This is a genomic window from Streptomyces sp. MNU76, from assembly GCF_020982545.1.
GTDB lineage: Bacteria > Actinomycetota > Actinomycetes > Streptomycetales > Streptomycetaceae > Streptomyces.
Map to the genome: position 1 here is coordinate 375656 of NZ_JAJKLK010000019.1, position 15567 is coordinate 391222.

The following is a 15567-nucleotide window of genomic DNA, read 5'->3' on the forward strand; positions in this document are numbered from 1 at the left end:
CGCGAAGGAGACAGGCAGATGTCCGGCCACTCTAAATGGGCTACGACGAAGCACAAGAAGGCCGTGATCGACGCCAAGCGCGGCAAGCTCTTCGCGAAGCTGATCAAGAACATCGAGGTCGCCGCGCGGATGGGCGGCGTGGACCTCGAGGGCAACCCGACGCTCTACGACGCCGTGCAGAAGGCGAAGAAGCAGTCGGTCCCCAACAAGAACATCGACTCCGCGATCAAGCGCGGCGGCGGCCTCGAAGCCGGTGGCGCCGACTACGAGACGATCATGTACGAGGGCTACGGCCCGAACGGTGTCGCGGTGCTCATCGAGTGCCTCACCGACAACCGCAACCGCGCCGCCTCCGACGTCCGGGTCGCCATGACCCGCAACGGCGGCTCGATGGCCGACCCGGGTTCCGTCTCGTACCTCTTCAACCGCAAGGGCGTCGTGATCGTCCCCAAGGGCGAGCTGTCCGAGGACGACGTCCTGGAGGTTGTGCTCGACGCGGGCGCCGAGGAGGTCAACGACCTGGGCGAGTCCTTCGAGGTGCTCAGCGAGGCCACCGACCTGGTCGCGGTCCGCTCCTCCCTCCAGGAGGCCGGCATCGACTACGACTCGGCCGAGGCCAACTTCGTCCCGACCATGCAGGTCGAACTGGACGAAGAGGGCGCCAGGAAGATCTTCAAGCTGATCGACGCGCTGGAGGACAGCGACGACGTCCAGAACGTCTTCGCCAACTTCGACGTCAGCGACGACGTGATGGCCAAGGTCGACGCGTAGCGCTGCGCGCGAACCGAGCGGATCGGGCGGGCCGGTGGGACACACCCACCGGCCCGCCGCCGTTGTCGGTGGCAGCAGATAGCCTGCACAGACTGGGGGCACCTCCCAGCGGTAGCTGGGGGAGATCGAGTGGGAGGGGGCGCGGTGCGCGTACTCGGGGTGGACCCCGGACTGACGCGGTGTGGCGTGGGTGTGGTCGAGGGTGTCGCGGGCCGGCCGCTGACCATGCTCGGCGTCGGTGTCGTCCGCACGCCCGCGGACGCGGAGTTGGGGCACCGACTCGTCGCGATCGAGCAGGGCATCGAGCAGTGGCTCGACGAGCACCGCCCCGAATGCGTCGCCGTGGAGCGGGTGTTCAGCCAGCACAACGTCCGCACGGTCATGGGCACCGCCCAGGCCAGCGCCGTCGCCATGCTGTGCGCCGCCCGCCGCGGCATCCCCGTCGCCCTGCACACCCCCAGCGAGGTCAAGGCCGCCGTCACCGGAAGCGGCCGGGCCGACAAGGCCCAGGTCGGTGCCATGGTCACCCGTCTCCTCCGGCTCGACGCCCCACCGAAACCGGCGGACGCCGCCGACGCCCTCGCCCTCGCCATCTGCCACATCTGGCGGGCCCCCGCCCAGAACCGCCTCCAGCAGGCCGTGGCCCTGCACGCATCGAAAGGCCGTACGTCATGATCGCCTTCGTCAGCGGCCCGGTCGCCGCCCTGGCTCCGGACTCCGCGGTGGTCGAGGTCGGTGGGATCGGCATCGCGGTCCAGTGCACGCCCAACACGTTGTCCGGGCTCCGCATGGGGCAGCCGGCCAAGCTCGCCACCTCCCTGGTCGTCCGCGAGGACTCGCTGACGCTGTACGGCTTCGTGGACGACGACGAGCGCCAGGTCTTCGAACTGCTGCAGACCGCGAGCGGGGTCGGACCGCGTCTGGCGCAGGCGATGCTCGCCGTGCACACCCCCGACGCGCTGCGCCGAGCGGTCGCCACCGGCGACGAGAAGGCGCTCGTCGCCGTCCCCGGCATCGGCAAGAAGGGTGCCCAGAAGCTCCTGTTGGAGCTGAAGGACCGGCTGGGCGAGCCCATCGGCGCCCCCGCGATCGGGGCCCCGGTCACCCAGGGCTGGCGCGACCAGTTGCACGCCGCCCTGATCGGCCTCGGGTACGCCACCCGCGAGGCCGACGAGGCCGTGTCGGCCGTGACCCCCCAGGCCGAGGCCACCGAAGGCACGCCCCAGGTGGGCCAGTTGCTGAAGGCCGCCCTCCAGACCCTCAACAGAGCCCGCTGACCGCCCTGTTGAAGCGCTCGTACACCGCAGGTACGGGCCGCCGCCCCCTTCCGCTCCATCCGACCGCGACCCGCGAGGCACACGCAATGAACTGGGACGACACGACCGACGACACCGCCGCCGACCGCCTGGTGGGCTCCGTCGCCGACCGTGAGGACCAGGCCGTCGAGGCCGCCCTGCGCCCCAAGGACCTGGACGAGTTCATCGGCCAGGAGAAGGTCCGCGAACAGCTCGACCTGGTTCTGCGGGCCGCACGCGCGCGCGGGGCCACCGCCGACCACGTCCTGCTCTCCGGCGCCCCCGGCCTCGGCAAGACCACGCTCTCGATGATCATCGCGGCCGAGATGGGCGCCCCCATCCGCATCACCTCCGGCCCCGCCATCCAGCACGCCGGCGACCTCGCCGCGATCCTCTCCTCCCTCCAGGAGGGCGAGGTCCTCTTCCTCGACGAGATCCACCGCATGTCCCGGCCCGCCGAGGAGATGCTGTACATGGCGATGGAGGACTTCCGCGTCGACGTGATCGTCGGCAAGGGCCCCGGCGCCACCGCGATCCCCCTCGAACTGCCGCCCTTCACCCTGGTCGGCGCCACCACGCGCGCGGGACTGCTGCCGCCGCCGCTGCGTGACCGCTTCGGCTTCACCGCGCACATGGAGTTCTACGAGCCCGCCGAACTGGAGCGCGTCATCCACCGCTCGGCGAACCTGCTCGACGTCGAGATCGACACGGACGGCGCCGCCGAGATCGCGGGCCGCTCCCGCGGCACCCCCCGTATCGCCAACCGCCTGCTGCGCCGCGTACGGGACTACGCGCAGGTCAAGGCCGACGGCGTCATCACCCGCGACATCGCCTCCGCCGCCCTCGCCGTGTACGAGGTCGACGCCCGCGGCCTGGACCGCCTCGACCGGGGTGTCCTCGAAGCCCTGCTCAAGCTCTTCGGCGGCGGACCGGTCGGTCTGTCCACCCTCGCCGTCGCCGTGGGGGAGGAGCGCGAGACCGTCGAGGAGGTCGCCGAACCCTTCCTCGTCCGTGAGGGACTGCTCGCCCGCACCCCCGCGGCCGGGTCGCCACCCCGCCGCCTGGGCCCACCTCGGACTCACCCCGCCACGCGGCACGACCGGCGGAAACGGACAACAGGACCTGTTCGGGGCGTGACCGTCTCGTGACGGCGCGGTACTCGCCCGGCATGGAACCCCGGTGACATGCTGTGCGTTGTTCCATCACGGTGGACTCGCTTAGACTCCGCCGATGCCGCCCTTGTCGGCAGCACACATACCCCCAACCATCAGGCCGCTCGCCATCGCGGTCGTGTGAAGGAAGTTCCGACCCGTGAGTCTCGTGACCCTCCTCCCGTTCATCGTGCTCATCGGGGCCATGATCCTGATGACCCGATCGGCCAAGAAGAAGCAGCAGCAGGCCGTCGACATGCGGAACCAGATGCAGCCCGGTTCCGGCGTCCGCACGATCGGGGGCATGTACGCGACCGTCAAGGAGGTCAGCGAGGACACGGTCCTCCTCGACGCCGGGCCGGGCGTCGAGCTGCTGTTCGCCAAGAACTCCATCGGTGCCGTCCTCAGTGACGAGGAGTACAACCGCATCGTCCACGGCATCGAGCACGACCTGAAGTCCGACGTCGTCCCGGACGACGCCTCCTCCCTCACCGAGACCGACGAGCCCTCCGACGACGCTTCCGCCGCTTCCGACGACAAGCCCATCGACCTCGGCAAGAAGGACGCGTCCGACGACGCGGCCGACGAGACCGCCGAGGCGAAGGCCGACGAAGCAGAGCCGAAGAAGACCGACGGCGAGTCCGACGCGAAGTAGTCACGTCCCGGGGTGCGGGCGAGAACCGCCCGCACCCCGGGCACGTGCCGTTCTCGCCCGGCTTCCCGACACAAGTCATGGCCGTCCCCGCGCTGACCCCGCGCACGGCGGCCCGAGAGGGAGTACGAGAAGGTGGCAGCACCGAAGAAGGGCCGGAGCGCGAGCACCCAGAGCAAGCCTGGGCGCGCGCTGGCCCTCATCCTGATCGCCCTTGTGGCGCTCACCGGGGGAATGTTCGCCTCCGGACACACCACTCCGCGTCTCGGCATCGACCTCGCCGGTGGTACGAGCATCACACTGACGGCGGTCAACGAGCCAGGCCAGCCCAACGCGATCAACAAGACCAACATGGACACCGCGGTCGAGATCATGCACCGCCGCGTCAACGGTCTGGGCGTGTCCGAGGCGGAGGTCCAGACCCAGGGCAATGAGAACATCATTGTCAACATCCCCAAGGGCACGGATTCCCAAGAGGCCAGGGACCAGGTCGGCACCACCGCGAAGCTGTACTTCCGCCCCGTCCTCCAGAGCCAGGTCGGCACCGGTGTGACGGAGAACCCCACCGCCTCGCCGAGCACCAGCCCCAGCGGCAGCGGCTCGCCGAGCCCGTCGAGCTCCGACGGCAAGGACGAGGCCACCGAGCCCGGGGCCGGTGACTCCGCGAGCCCGTCGTCGAGCCCGTCGTCCTCTGCCACGTCGCAGGGCCGTGCGCTCACCGACGCGCTGAAGGCCGACCCCACGTCGTCCGCCAGCGGTTCCGCGTCCGCCAAGGCCTCCGACAGCGCCTCCCCGCCCGCGAGCCCGAGCGCCGACCAGGAGACCCAGGCGATCCAGGCGAAGTTCGCGGCCCTGGACTGCAACGACCCGAAGCAGCGCGCCGAGGCCGGCAAGGGCAAGACCACCGACACCGTCGTGGCCTGCGGCCAGGACAACGGCAGCTGGAGCAAGTTCGTCCTCGGCCCGGTCGGGGTCGACGGCACCGAGGTCGACAAGGCCCAGGCGCTGCTCGACACGCAGAGCGGCACCGGCTGGCAGGTCGTGATGGACTTCGACTCCAAGGGCGCCGACAAGTTCGCCGACATCACCGGCCAGTTGGCGACGCAGGCCTCCCCGCAGAACGAGTTCGCGATCGTCCTCGACGACGAGGTCGTCTCCCACCCCTATGTGCAGGCGGCGGTCACCGGCGGCAAGGCCGAGATCTCCGGCAGCTTCACGCAGGAGGAGGCCCAGAACCTCGCCAACATGCTGTCGTACGGCGCGCTCCCGCTGACCTTCAAGGAGTCCAGCGTCACCACCGTCAGCCCGGCGCTCGGCGGTGAGCAGCTCGAGGCAGGTCTGATCGCGGGTGCGATCGGTCTCGCGCTGGTCGTGATCTACCTGCTCGTCTACTACCGCGGCCTGTCGTTGATCGCGGTCGCCTCGCTGCTGCTCTCCGCGGCTCTGACCTACCTGATCATGTCGCTGCTCGGCCCGGCCATCGGCTTCGCCCTGAACCTGCCGGCGGTCTGCGGTGCGATCGTGGCGATCGGTATCACCGCGGACTCGTTCATCGTGTACTTCGAACGTGTCCGGGACGAGATCCGCGAGGGTCGTACGCTGCGCCCTGCCGTCGAGCGGGCCTGGCCCCGTGCCCGGCGCACCATCCTGGTCTCCGACTTCGTGTCCTTCCTCGCCGCCGCGGTGCTCTTCGTCGTCACCGTCGGCAAGGTGCAGGGCTTCGCGTTCACACTCGGCCTGACGACCGTGCTCGACGTCGTGGTCGTCTTCCTCTTCACCAAGCCGCTGCTGACCCTGCTGGCCCGCACCAAGTTCTTCGCCAACGGCCACCGCTGGTCCGGCCTCGACCCGAAGCGTCTGGGTGCCCAGCCGCCGCTGCGCCGCACCCGCCGTCCCGCCGTCCCCGCCGACCCGAAGGAGGCCTGAGATGTCGAAGCTCGGTGACCTCGGAGCCCGACTCCACCGTGGCGAGGTCGGTTATGACTTCGTCGGCAACCGCAAGCTCTGGTACGGCCTCTCCATCCTGATCACCATCACGGCCATCGTCGGGCTCGCGGTCCGTGGCCTGAACATGGGTATCGAGTTCCAGGGCGGCGCCGTCTTCACGACGCCGAAGACGAGCGTCTCGGTCGCCCAGGCGGAGGAGTACGCCACAGAGGCCTCCGGCCACCAGGCGATCGTCCAGAAGCTCGGCAACGACACCCTGCGCATCCAGATCTCCGGTGTGGACACCAGCAAGTCCGACGAGATCAAGGAAACGCTCGCCGACGACCTCAAGCTGGACGCGGAGAAGATCAACGCCGATCTGGTCGGTCCCAGCTGGGGTGACCAGATCGCCAACAAGGCGTGGCAGGGTCTCGGGATCTTCATGGTCCTCGTGGTGATCTATCTGGCGATGGCGTTCGAGTGGCGCATGGCCATCGCCGCGTTCGTCGCCCTGGTCCACGACATCACGATCACGGTCGGCGTCTACGCCCTCGTCGGCTTCGAGGTGACGCCGGGCACGGTGATCGGTCTGCTGACCATTCTCGGTTATTCGCTCTACGACACGGTCGTCGTCTTCGACAGCCTCAAGGAGCAGACGAAGGACATCACCAAGCAGAACCGCTGGACGTACGCCGAGATCGCCAACCGCTCGATCAACAGCACCCTGGTGCGGTCGATCAACACCACGGTGGTGGCGCTGCTCCCGGTCGCCGGCCTTCTCTTCATCGGTGGCGGTGTCCTCGGCGCGGGCATGCTCAACGACATCTCGCTGTCGCTGTTCGTCGGCCTCGCGGCCGGTGCGTACTCGTCGATCTTCATCGCCACGCCGCTCGTCGCCGACCTCAAGGAGCGCGAGCCGCAGCTGAAGGCCCTCAAGAAGCGCGTCCTCGCCAAGCGGGCCCAGGCCGAGCACGACGCGGAGACGGCGGCCGACGGTCCCTACGACGACGAGCCGGCGGACGCCACCCCCGCGGTGGTGGGCCCGCGTGCCCAGTCCGGGAGCCGCAGCCGGGGCCGGGGCGGGAAGCGGCGATGACCGACATCAAGGAGCTGCTGCTCAGCCGTATCCGTGACGTCGCGGACTACCCGGAGCCGGGCGTGATGTTCAAGGACATCACCCCGCTGTTGGCCGACCCGGCGGCGTTCACCGCGCTGACGGACGCGCTGGCCGAGCTGACCGTGCGGCACGGCGCCACGAAGATCGTCGGTCTGGAGGCCCGGGGCTTCATCCTGGGCGCCCCGGCCGCCGTCCGCGCCGGCGTCGGCTTCATCCCCGTACGCAAGGCGGGCAAGCTCCCCGGGGCCACGCTCGGCCAGGCCTACGACCTGGAGTACGGCTCCGCCGAGATCGAGGTGCACGCCGAGGACCTGACCGCGGGCGACCGCGTCATGGTCATAGACGACGTCCTCGCCACCGGCGGCACCGCCGAGGCCTCCCTCCAGCTGATCCGCCGCGCGGGCGCCCAGGTCGCCGGCGTCGCGGTCCTGATGGAGCTGTCGTTCCTCCCGGGCCGACAGCGCCTGGAGACGGCTCTGGCCGGGGCCCCGCTGGAGGCCCTGATCACCGTCTGAACCCAACGGACAAGCACGCGGCGGGCGCCCCGGGAAGCATCCTGGGGCGCCCGCCGCCGCACGGTCACGAGCCCCGCGCCCCGTCAGGGGGGCGGGGAACTGCGCGAGCAACCACACTCCACCGGCACCGGACCCCTCACCGCACACCCCCACGTCGGCCCTCGGAATCCGCCGCGCGCCCCCCGTGTTGCATGGGTAGACCGCCCTCAATGTGGCCTGAAGGCGATCCTGAGGCGCGGGATCGCTACCATGGGTGCTCCGGAGCCTGACCGGGGACCCGGATCGCGCACGAGGAGCCCTCTTGGCAGACGAGGCCCAGCACCTGACCGCCGCCAAGCCCGAGTCCGCCTCGGGCCCCGCGGCCAAGCCCGCGCAGCACGCGGCGAAGGCGAACCCCGAGAACACCGCCACGTCCGCGCAGGGCTCCGTCGAGCACGCCCAGTCCGCGCCCGCCGACAAGACCGACGGCCCGGCGCGCCCCAAGCCGGCCCCGCCCGAGCGCACCGCGCCCGCGCCCGCTCCGGCGCCTCCGGTCCGCCCCACCGGCACGGGCCAGCCCGCCCGCTCCGGTTCCTCCAACCGCGTACGCGCCCGTCTCGCCCGGCTCGGCGTGCAGCGCTCCAACCCGTACAACCCGGTCCTGGAGCCGTTGCTGCGGATCGTGCGCAGCAACGACCCGAAGATCGAGACGTCGACGCTCCGCCAGATCGAGAAGGCCTACCAGGTCGCCGAGCGCTGGCACCGAGGCCAGAAGCGCAAGAGCGGCGACCCGTACATCACGCACCCGCTCGCCGTCACCACCATCCTCGCCGAGCTGGGTATGGATCCGGCCACCTTGATGGCCGGTCTGCTGCACGACACGGTCGAGGACACCGAGTACGGCCTCGACCAGCTCCGCCGTGACTTCGGCGACTCCGTCGCCCTCCTCGTCGACGGCGTCACCAAGCTGGACAAGGTCAAGTTCGGCGAGGCCGCGCAGGCCGAGACCGTGCGCAAGATGGTCGTCGCCATGGCCAAGGACCCCCGCGTCCTGGTCATCAAGCTCGCCGACCGCCTGCACAACATGCGCACCATGCGCTACCTCAAGCGTGAGAAGCAGGAGAAGAAGGCGCGCGAGACCCTGGAGATCTACGCGCCGCTCGCCCACCGCCTGGGCATGAACACCATCAAGTGGGAACTGGAGGACCTCGCCTTCGCGATCCTCTACCCCAAGATGTACGACGAGATCGTCCGGCTCGTGGCCGAGCGCGCCCCCAAGCGCGACGAGTACCTCGCCATAGTGACCGACGAGGTGCAGCAGGACCTGCGCGCGGCCCGCATCAAGGCGACCGTCACCGGCCGCCCGAAGCACTACTACAGCGTCTACCAGAAGATGATCGTCCGCGGCCGGGACTTCGCGGAGATCTACGACCTGGTCGGCATCCGTGTCCTGGTGGACACCGTCCGCGACTGCTACGCGGCCCTGGGCACCGTCCACGCCCGCTGGAACCCGGTTCCGGGGCGGTTCAAGGACTACATCGCGATGCCCAAGTTCAACATGTACCAGTCGCTGCACACGACGGTCATCGGACCCAACGGCAAGCCCGTCGAACTCCAGATCCGTACGTTCGACATGCACCGCCGCGCCGAGTACGGCATCGCCGCGCACTGGAAGTACAAGCAGGAGGCCGTCGCCGGCGCCTCCAAGGTGCGCACGGACGCGCCCCGGACCACGGGCAAGGACGACCACCTCAACGACATGGCCTGGCTGCGGCAGCTGCTGGACTGGCAGAAGGAGACCGAGGACCCCGGAGAGTTCCTGGAGTCCCTGCGCTTCGACCTCTCCCGCAACGAGGTCTTCGTCTTCACCCCGAAGGGCGACGTCATCGCGCTGCCGGCCAGCGCGACCCCCGTCGACTTCGCGTACGCGGTCCACACCGAGGTCGGCCACCGCACCATAGGCGCCCGGGTCAACGGCCGCCTGGTCCCGCTCGAATCCACCCTCGACAACGGCGACCTGGTGGAGGTCTTCACCTCCAAGGCGGCCGGTGCGGGCCCCTCCCGCGACTGGCTCGGCTTCGTGAAGTCGCCGCGCGCCCGCAACAAGATCCGCGCCTGGTTCTCCAAGGAGCGGCGCGACGAGGCCATCGAGCAGGGCAAGGACGCCATCGTCCGCGCGATGCGCAAGCAGAACCTGCCGATCCAGCGCATCCTCACCGGTGACTCGCTCGTCACCCTGGCGCACGAGATGCGCTACCCGGACATCTCCGCCCTCTACGCGGCCATAGGCGAAGGCCATGTCTCCGCGCAGAGCGTGGTCCAGAAGCTCGTCCAGGCCCTCGGCGGCGAGGAGGCCGCCACCGAGGAGATCGACGAGGCCGTACCGCCCACCCGCGGCCGGAGCCGCAAGCGGCGCGGCAGCAACGACCCCGGTGTCATGGTCAAGGGTGTCGACGACGTGTGGGTCAAGCTCGCCCGCTGCTGTACGCCCGTCCCCGGCGACCCCATCATCGGCTTCGTCACCCGGGGCAGTGGCGTATCGGTTCACCGCAGCGACTGCGTCAACGTCGAGTCGCTCTCCCGTGAACCCGAGCGCATCCTCGACGTCGAGTGGGCCCCGACCCAGTCCTCGGTCTTCCTCGTCGCCATACAGGTCGAGGCGCTGGACCGCAGCCGTCTGCTCTCCGACGTCACGCGCGTCCTGTCCGACCAGCACGTCAACATCCTGTCGGCCGCCGTCCAGACCTCCCGCGACCGCGTCGCCACCTCCCGCTTCACCTTCGAGATGGGCGACCCGAAGCACCTGGGTCACGTCCTGAAGGCCGTACGCGGCGTGGAGGGCGTCTATGACGTGTACCGGGTGACGTCGGCGCGACGGCCGTAGGCACGGCACATGTGAGAGGGGCTCCCGTACGGTTCGTACGGGAGCCCCTCTCACATGTGCCTTCGACGTCAGCCGCCGAACTCCTGCAGACCCTTCAGGGCCTGGTCCAGCAGCGCCTGGCGGCCGTCGAGCTCACGCTGGAGCTTGTCGGCCTTGGCGTTGTTGCCCTGGGCGCGGGCGGCCTCGATCTGCGTCTTCAGCTTGTCGACGGCGGCCTGCAGCTGGCCCGTGAGACCGGCCGCGCGGGCGCGGGCCTCCGGGTTGGTGCGGCGCCACTCCGCCTCCTCGGCCTCCTGGATCGCCCGCTCGACCGCGTGCATCCGCCCCTCGACCTTCGGACGGGCGTCACGCGGCACGTGGCCGATGGCCTCCCACCGCTCGTTGATCGAGCGGAAGGCGGCACGGGCGGTCTTCAGATCGGTCACCGGCAGGATCTTCTCCGCCTCTCCGGCCAGCTCCTCCTTGAGCTTGAGGTTCTCCGACTGCTCCGCGTCACGCTCGGCGAACACCGAGCTGCGGGCGGCGAAGAAGACGTCCTGGGCGCCGCGGAAGCGGTTCCACAGGTCGTCCTCGTGCTCGCGCTGGGCGCGGCCGGCGGCCTTCCAGTCGGCCATCAGCTCGCGGTAGCGCGCGGCCGTCGGACCCCAGTCCGTCGAGTTCGACAGCGCCTCGGCCTCCGCGACCAGCTTCTCCTTGGTCTTGCGGGCGTCCTCACGCTGCGCGTCGAGCTGCGCGAAGTGGGCCTTGCGACGCTTGGAGAACGCCGAGCGGGCGTGCGAGAAGCGGTGCCACAGCTCGTCGTCGGACTTGCGGTCCAGACGCGGCAGACCCTTCCAGGTGTCCACCAGCGCCCGCAGCCGCTCACCGGCGGCCCGCCACTGATCGGACTGCGCCAGCTCCTCCGCCTCGGTGACCAGCGCCTCCTTGGCGTGCCGGGCCTCGTCGGACTGCTTGGCCCGCTGCTGCTTGCGCTCCTCGCGGCGGGCCTCGACGGTCTCGACGAGCTTGTCCAGCCGCACCTTGAGCGCGTCCAGGTCACCGACCGCGTGGTGCGCGTCGACCTGCTCGCGAATGTGGTCGATCGCAGCCTGGGCGTCCTTCGCCGAAAGGTCGGTGGTCTTGACGCGCTTCTCGAGGAGGCCGATCTCGACAACCAGGCCTTCGTACTTGCGCTCGAAATAGGCCAGCGCCTCCTCGGGGGAGCCTGCCTGCCAGGAACCGACGACCTGCTCGCCGTCGGCCGTACGCACGTACACGGTCCCCGTCTCGTCGACGCGGCCCCACGGGTCGCTGCTCACAGCGCCTCCTCCACATGATGCCTGCGAGGGGCCTGAAGCTCCCCCGGGCATCGTCCACAGTTTCGTCACGGCCAACATAGGCGACCGGCGGGTTGCCTGTCCGCATCCCGCGCGACCGAAATTTCACTGGTGGCGGTCAGGATTTCTTGACAGTCGCCTTGTTGATGACCACGGTCGCGTTGGGTGCCGTGTTGCCGGTCTGGGGGTCCGCGGGCTGGGCACCCGCGTCGGCGATCTTCTTCAGGACCTTCATGCCGTCCTTGGAGACGGTGCCGAACGGTGTGTAGTTGGCCGGCAGCGGACTGTCCTGGGTGACCAGGAAGAACTGGCTGCCGCCGCTGTTCTTGCCCTCGCCCGTCTGCGCGTTGAACTGGTTCGCCATCGCGACCGTGCCCGCCGGGTACACATCGCCCTTCAGACGCGGGTCCTTGAGGTTCTCGTCCGGGATCGTGTAGCCGGGACCGCCCGTGCCGGTGCCCTGCGGGTCACCGCACTGCAGGACGTAGATGCCCTCGGTGGTGAGACGGTGGCACTTGGTGTGGTCCAAGTACCCCTTGTTCACCAGGAAGTCGAAGGAGTTGACGGTGCGCGGGGCCTTCGCCGCGTCCATCGTTATGGGGATGGCACCACAGGTCGTCTGCAGATCCATCGTGTACTTCGCGGTCTTGTCGATCGTGAGCGCGGGTTCCTTCTTGAAGGTGAGTTCCTTCACCTTGCCCTCGGCCGGCTTCTCGCACGGGTCCGGCGCCTTGCTGGGCGACGGGCTCGCGCTCGCCTCCGCGTTCACGTTGTCCTTCTTGTCGTCGCCTTTGAGCACGTCGGTCGTGTAGAGCGCCACACTGCCCACCAGGATCACACCGAGCACCGAAGCGATCGCCGCGTTGCGGACTCGTGCCTTGCGCCGCGCGGACGTCCGCCGCTGCTGCTGCCGCAAGAACTTCTCCCGGGCGAGCTGACGCCGCCGCTGATCCTGGCTGACCACGGGGTTCTCTCCTCATGCGTCTCGTACGTCGACGGGTGCGTCGCGCGTCCGTTGAGTGGACTCATTGCGTGTGACCCGTACCGTATATGGGTTCGCTGAGGAAACGGCAGCGCCGGTAGGCTCTGATCCACAGCAACCCACCCTCGTACGCCACAAGAAGGACGATCGTGCTCATTGCCGGGTTCCCCGCCGGGGCCTGGGGGACCAACTGTTATCTGGTCGCCCCCGCCGCCGGGGAGGAGTGCGTGATCATCGACCCGGGCCACCAGGCCACCCAGGGAGTCGAGGAGACGCTGAAGAAGCATCGGCTCAAGCCCGTCGCGGTCGTTCTCACCCACGGCCACCTCGACCATGTGGCCTCGGTCGTCCCGGTGTGCGGCGCGCACGACGTACCGGCGTGGATCCACCCCGAGGACCGGTACATGATGAGCGACCCGGAGAAGGCGCTCGGCCGGTCCATCGGCATGCCGCTCATGGGCGAGCTGACCGTGGGGGAGACGGACGACGTCAAGGAGCTGACCGACGGCGCCAAGCTGGAGCTGGCCGGTCTGGAGCTGTCCGTCGCGCACGCGCCCGGCCATACCAAGGGGTCGGTGACCTTCCGGATGCCCGAGAACACGGAGATCCCCTCCGTGTTCTTCTCCGGGGATCTGCTGTTCGCCGGCTCCATCGGACGCACCGACCTGCCCGGCGGTGACATGGCCGAGATGCTCGACTCGCTGGCCCGCGTGTGCCTGCCGCTCGACGACTCGACCGTGGTGCTGTCCGGCCACGGCCCCCAGACGACCATCGGCCAGGAGCGCGCCACCAACCCGTATCTGCGGCAGGTGGTGGCGGCCGCAGGCCGCCAAGAACGCGGTGCGGGTCCGACGACCCCTCCCCGACGAGGAATGTGACGAGAGACCTTCCGTGAGCACCTTTCAGGCCCCCAAGGGCACGTACGACCTGCTGCCCCCGGACAGCGCCAAGTACCTGGCCGTCCGTGAGGCCATCGCCGCGCCGCTGCGCGACTCCGGCTACGGGTACATCGAGACGCCCGGCTTCGAGAGCGTCGAACTGTTCGCGCGCGGTGTGGGCGAGTCCACCGACATCGTGACCAAGGAGATGTACGCCTTCGAGACCAAGGGCGGTGACAGGCTCGCCCTGCGGCCCGAGGGCACCGCCTCCGTGCTGCGCGCCGCACTGGAGGCCAACCTCCACAAGGTCGGCAACCTCCCGGTCAAGCTCTGGTACTCCGGCTCGTACTACCGCTACGAGCGCCCCCAGAAGGGCCGCTACCGCCACTTCTCCCAGGTGGGCGCCGAGGCGATCGGCGCCGAGGACCCGGCCCTGGACGCCGAGTTGATCATCCTGGCGGACCAGGCGTACCGCTCGCTGGGCCTCAGGAACTTCCGCATCCTGCTCAACAGCCTGGGCGACAAGGAGTGCCGTCCCGTCTACCGGGCGGCGCTGCAGGAGTTCCTGCGCGGCCTCGATCTCGACGAGGACACGCTCCGCCGCGCGGAGATCAACCCGCTGCGCGTCCTCGACGACAAGCGCGAGTCGGTCCAGAAGCAGCTCGGGGACGCCCCCCTGCTGCGCGACTACCTCTGCGACGCCTGCAAGGCGTACCACGAGGAGGTCCGCGAGCTGATCACGGCGGCGGGCGTCGCCTTCGAGGACGACCTCAAGCTGGTGCGCGGCCTCGACTACTACACCCGGACGACCTTCGAGTTCGTCCACGACGGTCTGGGCTCGCAGTCCGCGGTGGGCGGCGGCGGCCGCTACGACGGCCTCTCCGAGATGATCGGCGGCCCCGCGCTGCCCTCGGTCGGCTGGGCGCTCGGCGTCGACCGGACCGTCCTCGCCCTGGAGGCGGAGGGCGTCGAGCTCGAACTCCCCGCCGCCACCAGCGTGTTCGCCGTCCCGCTCGGCGACGCGGCCCGCCGGCTGCTGTTCGGCAAGGTCACCGAACTGCGCAAGGTGGGCATCGCGGCCGACTTCGCCTACGGCGGCAAGGGCCTGAAGGGCGCGATGAAGAACGCCAACCGCAGCGGCGCGCGCTACACGGTCGTGGCCGGCGAACGCGACCTCGCCGAGGGCGTCGTCCAGCTCAAGGACATGGAGTCGGGGGAGCAGGTCTCCGTCGGCGTGAACGAGATCGTGGCCGAGCTGGAGGCCCGACTGGGCTGAGTTCGAACCGTTGTCGCCCTCGTCGCCCTTTACGGGGGGCGGGGGCGACTTTTACGTCCAGCGAACGCTGCGCGCGCGAGGGTGTACGGCACAATGACCGTGCCCCAGCGGCCCCTTCGACGCTATGGAATCGACGGAATCGACGTGATGAGCAGGACGACAGTCAGGGACGTCTCGACCACCGACCGGGAACGCACCGAGGCCCCGCGCACGGTGGGTGGAAGCCGGGCCTTCGCGGTCCTGCTGCTGATCACCGGTGCGGCCGGGCTGCTCGCCTCCTGGGTCATCACGCTCGACAAGTTCAAGCTGCTGGAGGACCCGAACTTCACCCCCGGGTGCAGCCTCAACCCGGTCGTCTCCTGCGGCAACATCATGAAGAGCGACCAGGCGTCCGTCTTCGGGTTCCCCAACCCGATGCTCGGGCTCGTCGCCTACGGCATGGTCATCTGCGTCGGCGTGAGCCTGCTCGCCCGTGCCACCTACCCGCGCTGGTACTGGCTGACCTTCAACGCGGGCACCGCCTTCGGCATCGGCTTCGTGACCTGGCTGCAGTACCAGTCGCTGTACAACATCAACTCGCTCTGCCTGTGGTGCTGCCTCGCCTGGGTCGCCACCATCCTGATGTTCTGGTACGTCACGTCCTCCAACATCCGCAACGGGTTCCTGCCCGCCCCCGGCTGGCTGAAGGGCTTCTTCGCCGAGTTCACCTGGGTCCTGCCCGTGATGCACATCGGCATCATCGGCATGCTGATCCTGACCCGCTGGTGGGACTTCTGGACCAGCTGACGGCGGCTCCTCCCGGGGGCGGCCGCCGGGTCCGACGCC

13 protein-coding genes and 1 pseudogene are annotated in these 15567 nt (G+C 69.5%); 12 read left to right on the top strand and 2 right to left on the bottom strand.

Annotated features, from left to right (window positions below):
* Positions 1–18: 18 nt before the first annotated feature.
* The 9 genes and pseudogenes from E4N62_RS28160 to E4N62_RS28200 all read left to right on the top strand — a co-directional run bounded on the left by E4N62_RS28160 (position 19) and on the right by E4N62_RS28200 (position 10290).
* Positions 19–771, top strand: coding sequence for a YebC/PmpR family DNA-binding transcriptional regulator (locus E4N62_RS28160; protein WP_184896346.1), 753 nt, complete (start codon positions 19–21; stop codon positions 769–771).
* Between the two features lie 144 nt (positions 772–915).
* On the top strand, positions 916–1446 hold the full coding sequence (gene ruvC / locus E4N62_RS28165; RefSeq protein ID WP_230219194.1) for a crossover junction endodeoxyribonuclease RuvC: 531 nt from the start codon (positions 916–918) through the stop codon (positions 1444–1446).
* Positions 1443–2048: a Holliday junction branch migration protein RuvA gene (ruvA, locus tag E4N62_RS28170; RefSeq protein WP_184896348.1), complete on the top strand. Its 606-nt coding sequence runs from the start codon at positions 1443–1445 to the stop codon at positions 2046–2048. The genes ruvC and ruvA overlap by 4 nt, the downstream gene beginning before the upstream one ends.
* Before the next feature lie 86 nt (positions 2049–2134).
* Positions 2135–3203 (top strand): annotated as a pseudogene (ruvB, locus tag E4N62_RS28175) (Holliday junction branch migration DNA helicase RuvB).
* A 174-nt stretch (positions 3204–3377) separates the two neighbouring features.
* On the top strand, positions 3378–3872 hold the full coding sequence (gene yajC / locus E4N62_RS28180; protein ID WP_220649991.1) for a preprotein translocase subunit YajC: 495 nt from the start codon (positions 3378–3380) through the stop codon (positions 3870–3872).
* A 132-nt stretch (positions 3873–4004) separates the two neighbouring features.
* The gene (gene secD / locus E4N62_RS28185; RefSeq protein WP_230219195.1) at positions 4005–5795 is read left to right on the top strand and encodes a protein translocase subunit SecD; all 1791 of its coding nucleotides are present in this window, start codon (positions 4005–4007) and stop codon (positions 5793–5795) included.
* Between the two features lies 1 nt (position 5796).
* Positions 5797–6891, top strand: coding sequence for a protein translocase subunit SecF (gene secF / locus E4N62_RS28190; protein ID WP_230219196.1), 1095 nt, complete (start codon positions 5797–5799; stop codon positions 6889–6891).
* Entirely contained in the window at positions 6888–7427 is a 540-nt protein-coding gene (locus E4N62_RS28195) for an adenine phosphoribosyltransferase (RefSeq protein WP_184896358.1), read from the top strand. The genes secF and E4N62_RS28195 overlap by 4 nt, the downstream gene beginning before the upstream one ends.
* Before the next feature lie 301 nt (positions 7428–7728).
* Positions 7729–10290, top strand: coding sequence for a bifunctional (p)ppGpp synthetase/guanosine-3',5'-bis(diphosphate) 3'-pyrophosphohydrolase (locus E4N62_RS28200; protein WP_230219197.1), 2562 nt, complete (start codon positions 7729–7731; stop codon positions 10288–10290).
* A 68-nt stretch (positions 10291–10358) separates the two neighbouring features.
* On the opposite strand, the gene E4N62_RS28205 is transcribed toward E4N62_RS28200, so the two are convergent.
* Both E4N62_RS28205 and E4N62_RS28210 read right to left on the bottom strand, forming a co-directional pair.
* The gene (locus E4N62_RS28205) at positions 10359–11588 is read right to left on the bottom strand and encodes a DUF349 domain-containing protein (RefSeq protein ID WP_184896362.1); all 1230 of its coding nucleotides are present in this window, start codon (positions 11586–11588) and stop codon (positions 10359–10361) included.
* A gap of 136 nt (positions 11589–11724) precedes the next feature.
* On the bottom strand, positions 11725–12570 hold the full coding sequence (locus E4N62_RS28210; RefSeq protein ID WP_230219199.1) for a peptidylprolyl isomerase: 846 nt from the start codon (positions 12568–12570) through the stop codon (positions 11725–11727).
* Between the two features lie 167 nt (positions 12571–12737).
* On the opposite strand from E4N62_RS28210, the gene E4N62_RS28215 reads away from it, so the two are divergent.
* The 3 genes from E4N62_RS28215 to E4N62_RS28225 all read left to right on the top strand — a co-directional run bounded on the left by E4N62_RS28215 (position 12738) and on the right by E4N62_RS28225 (position 15528).
* Complete coding sequence (locus E4N62_RS28215; RefSeq protein ID WP_230219201.1) at positions 12738–13466, top strand: MBL fold metallo-hydrolase; 729 nt, start codon at positions 12738–12740, stop codon at positions 13464–13466.
* A gap of 13 nt (positions 13467–13479) precedes the next feature.
* On the top strand, positions 13480–14742 hold the full coding sequence (gene hisS, locus E4N62_RS28220) for a histidine--tRNA ligase (RefSeq protein ID WP_230219204.1): 1263 nt from the start codon (positions 13480–13482) through the stop codon (positions 14740–14742).
* Positions 14743–14889: 147 nt separating this feature from the next.
* Positions 14890–15528: a vitamin K epoxide reductase family protein gene (locus E4N62_RS28225; protein WP_230219206.1), complete on the top strand. Its 639-nt coding sequence runs from the start codon at positions 14890–14892 to the stop codon at positions 15526–15528.
* The last annotated feature ends 39 nt before the right edge of the window (positions 15529–15567 follow it).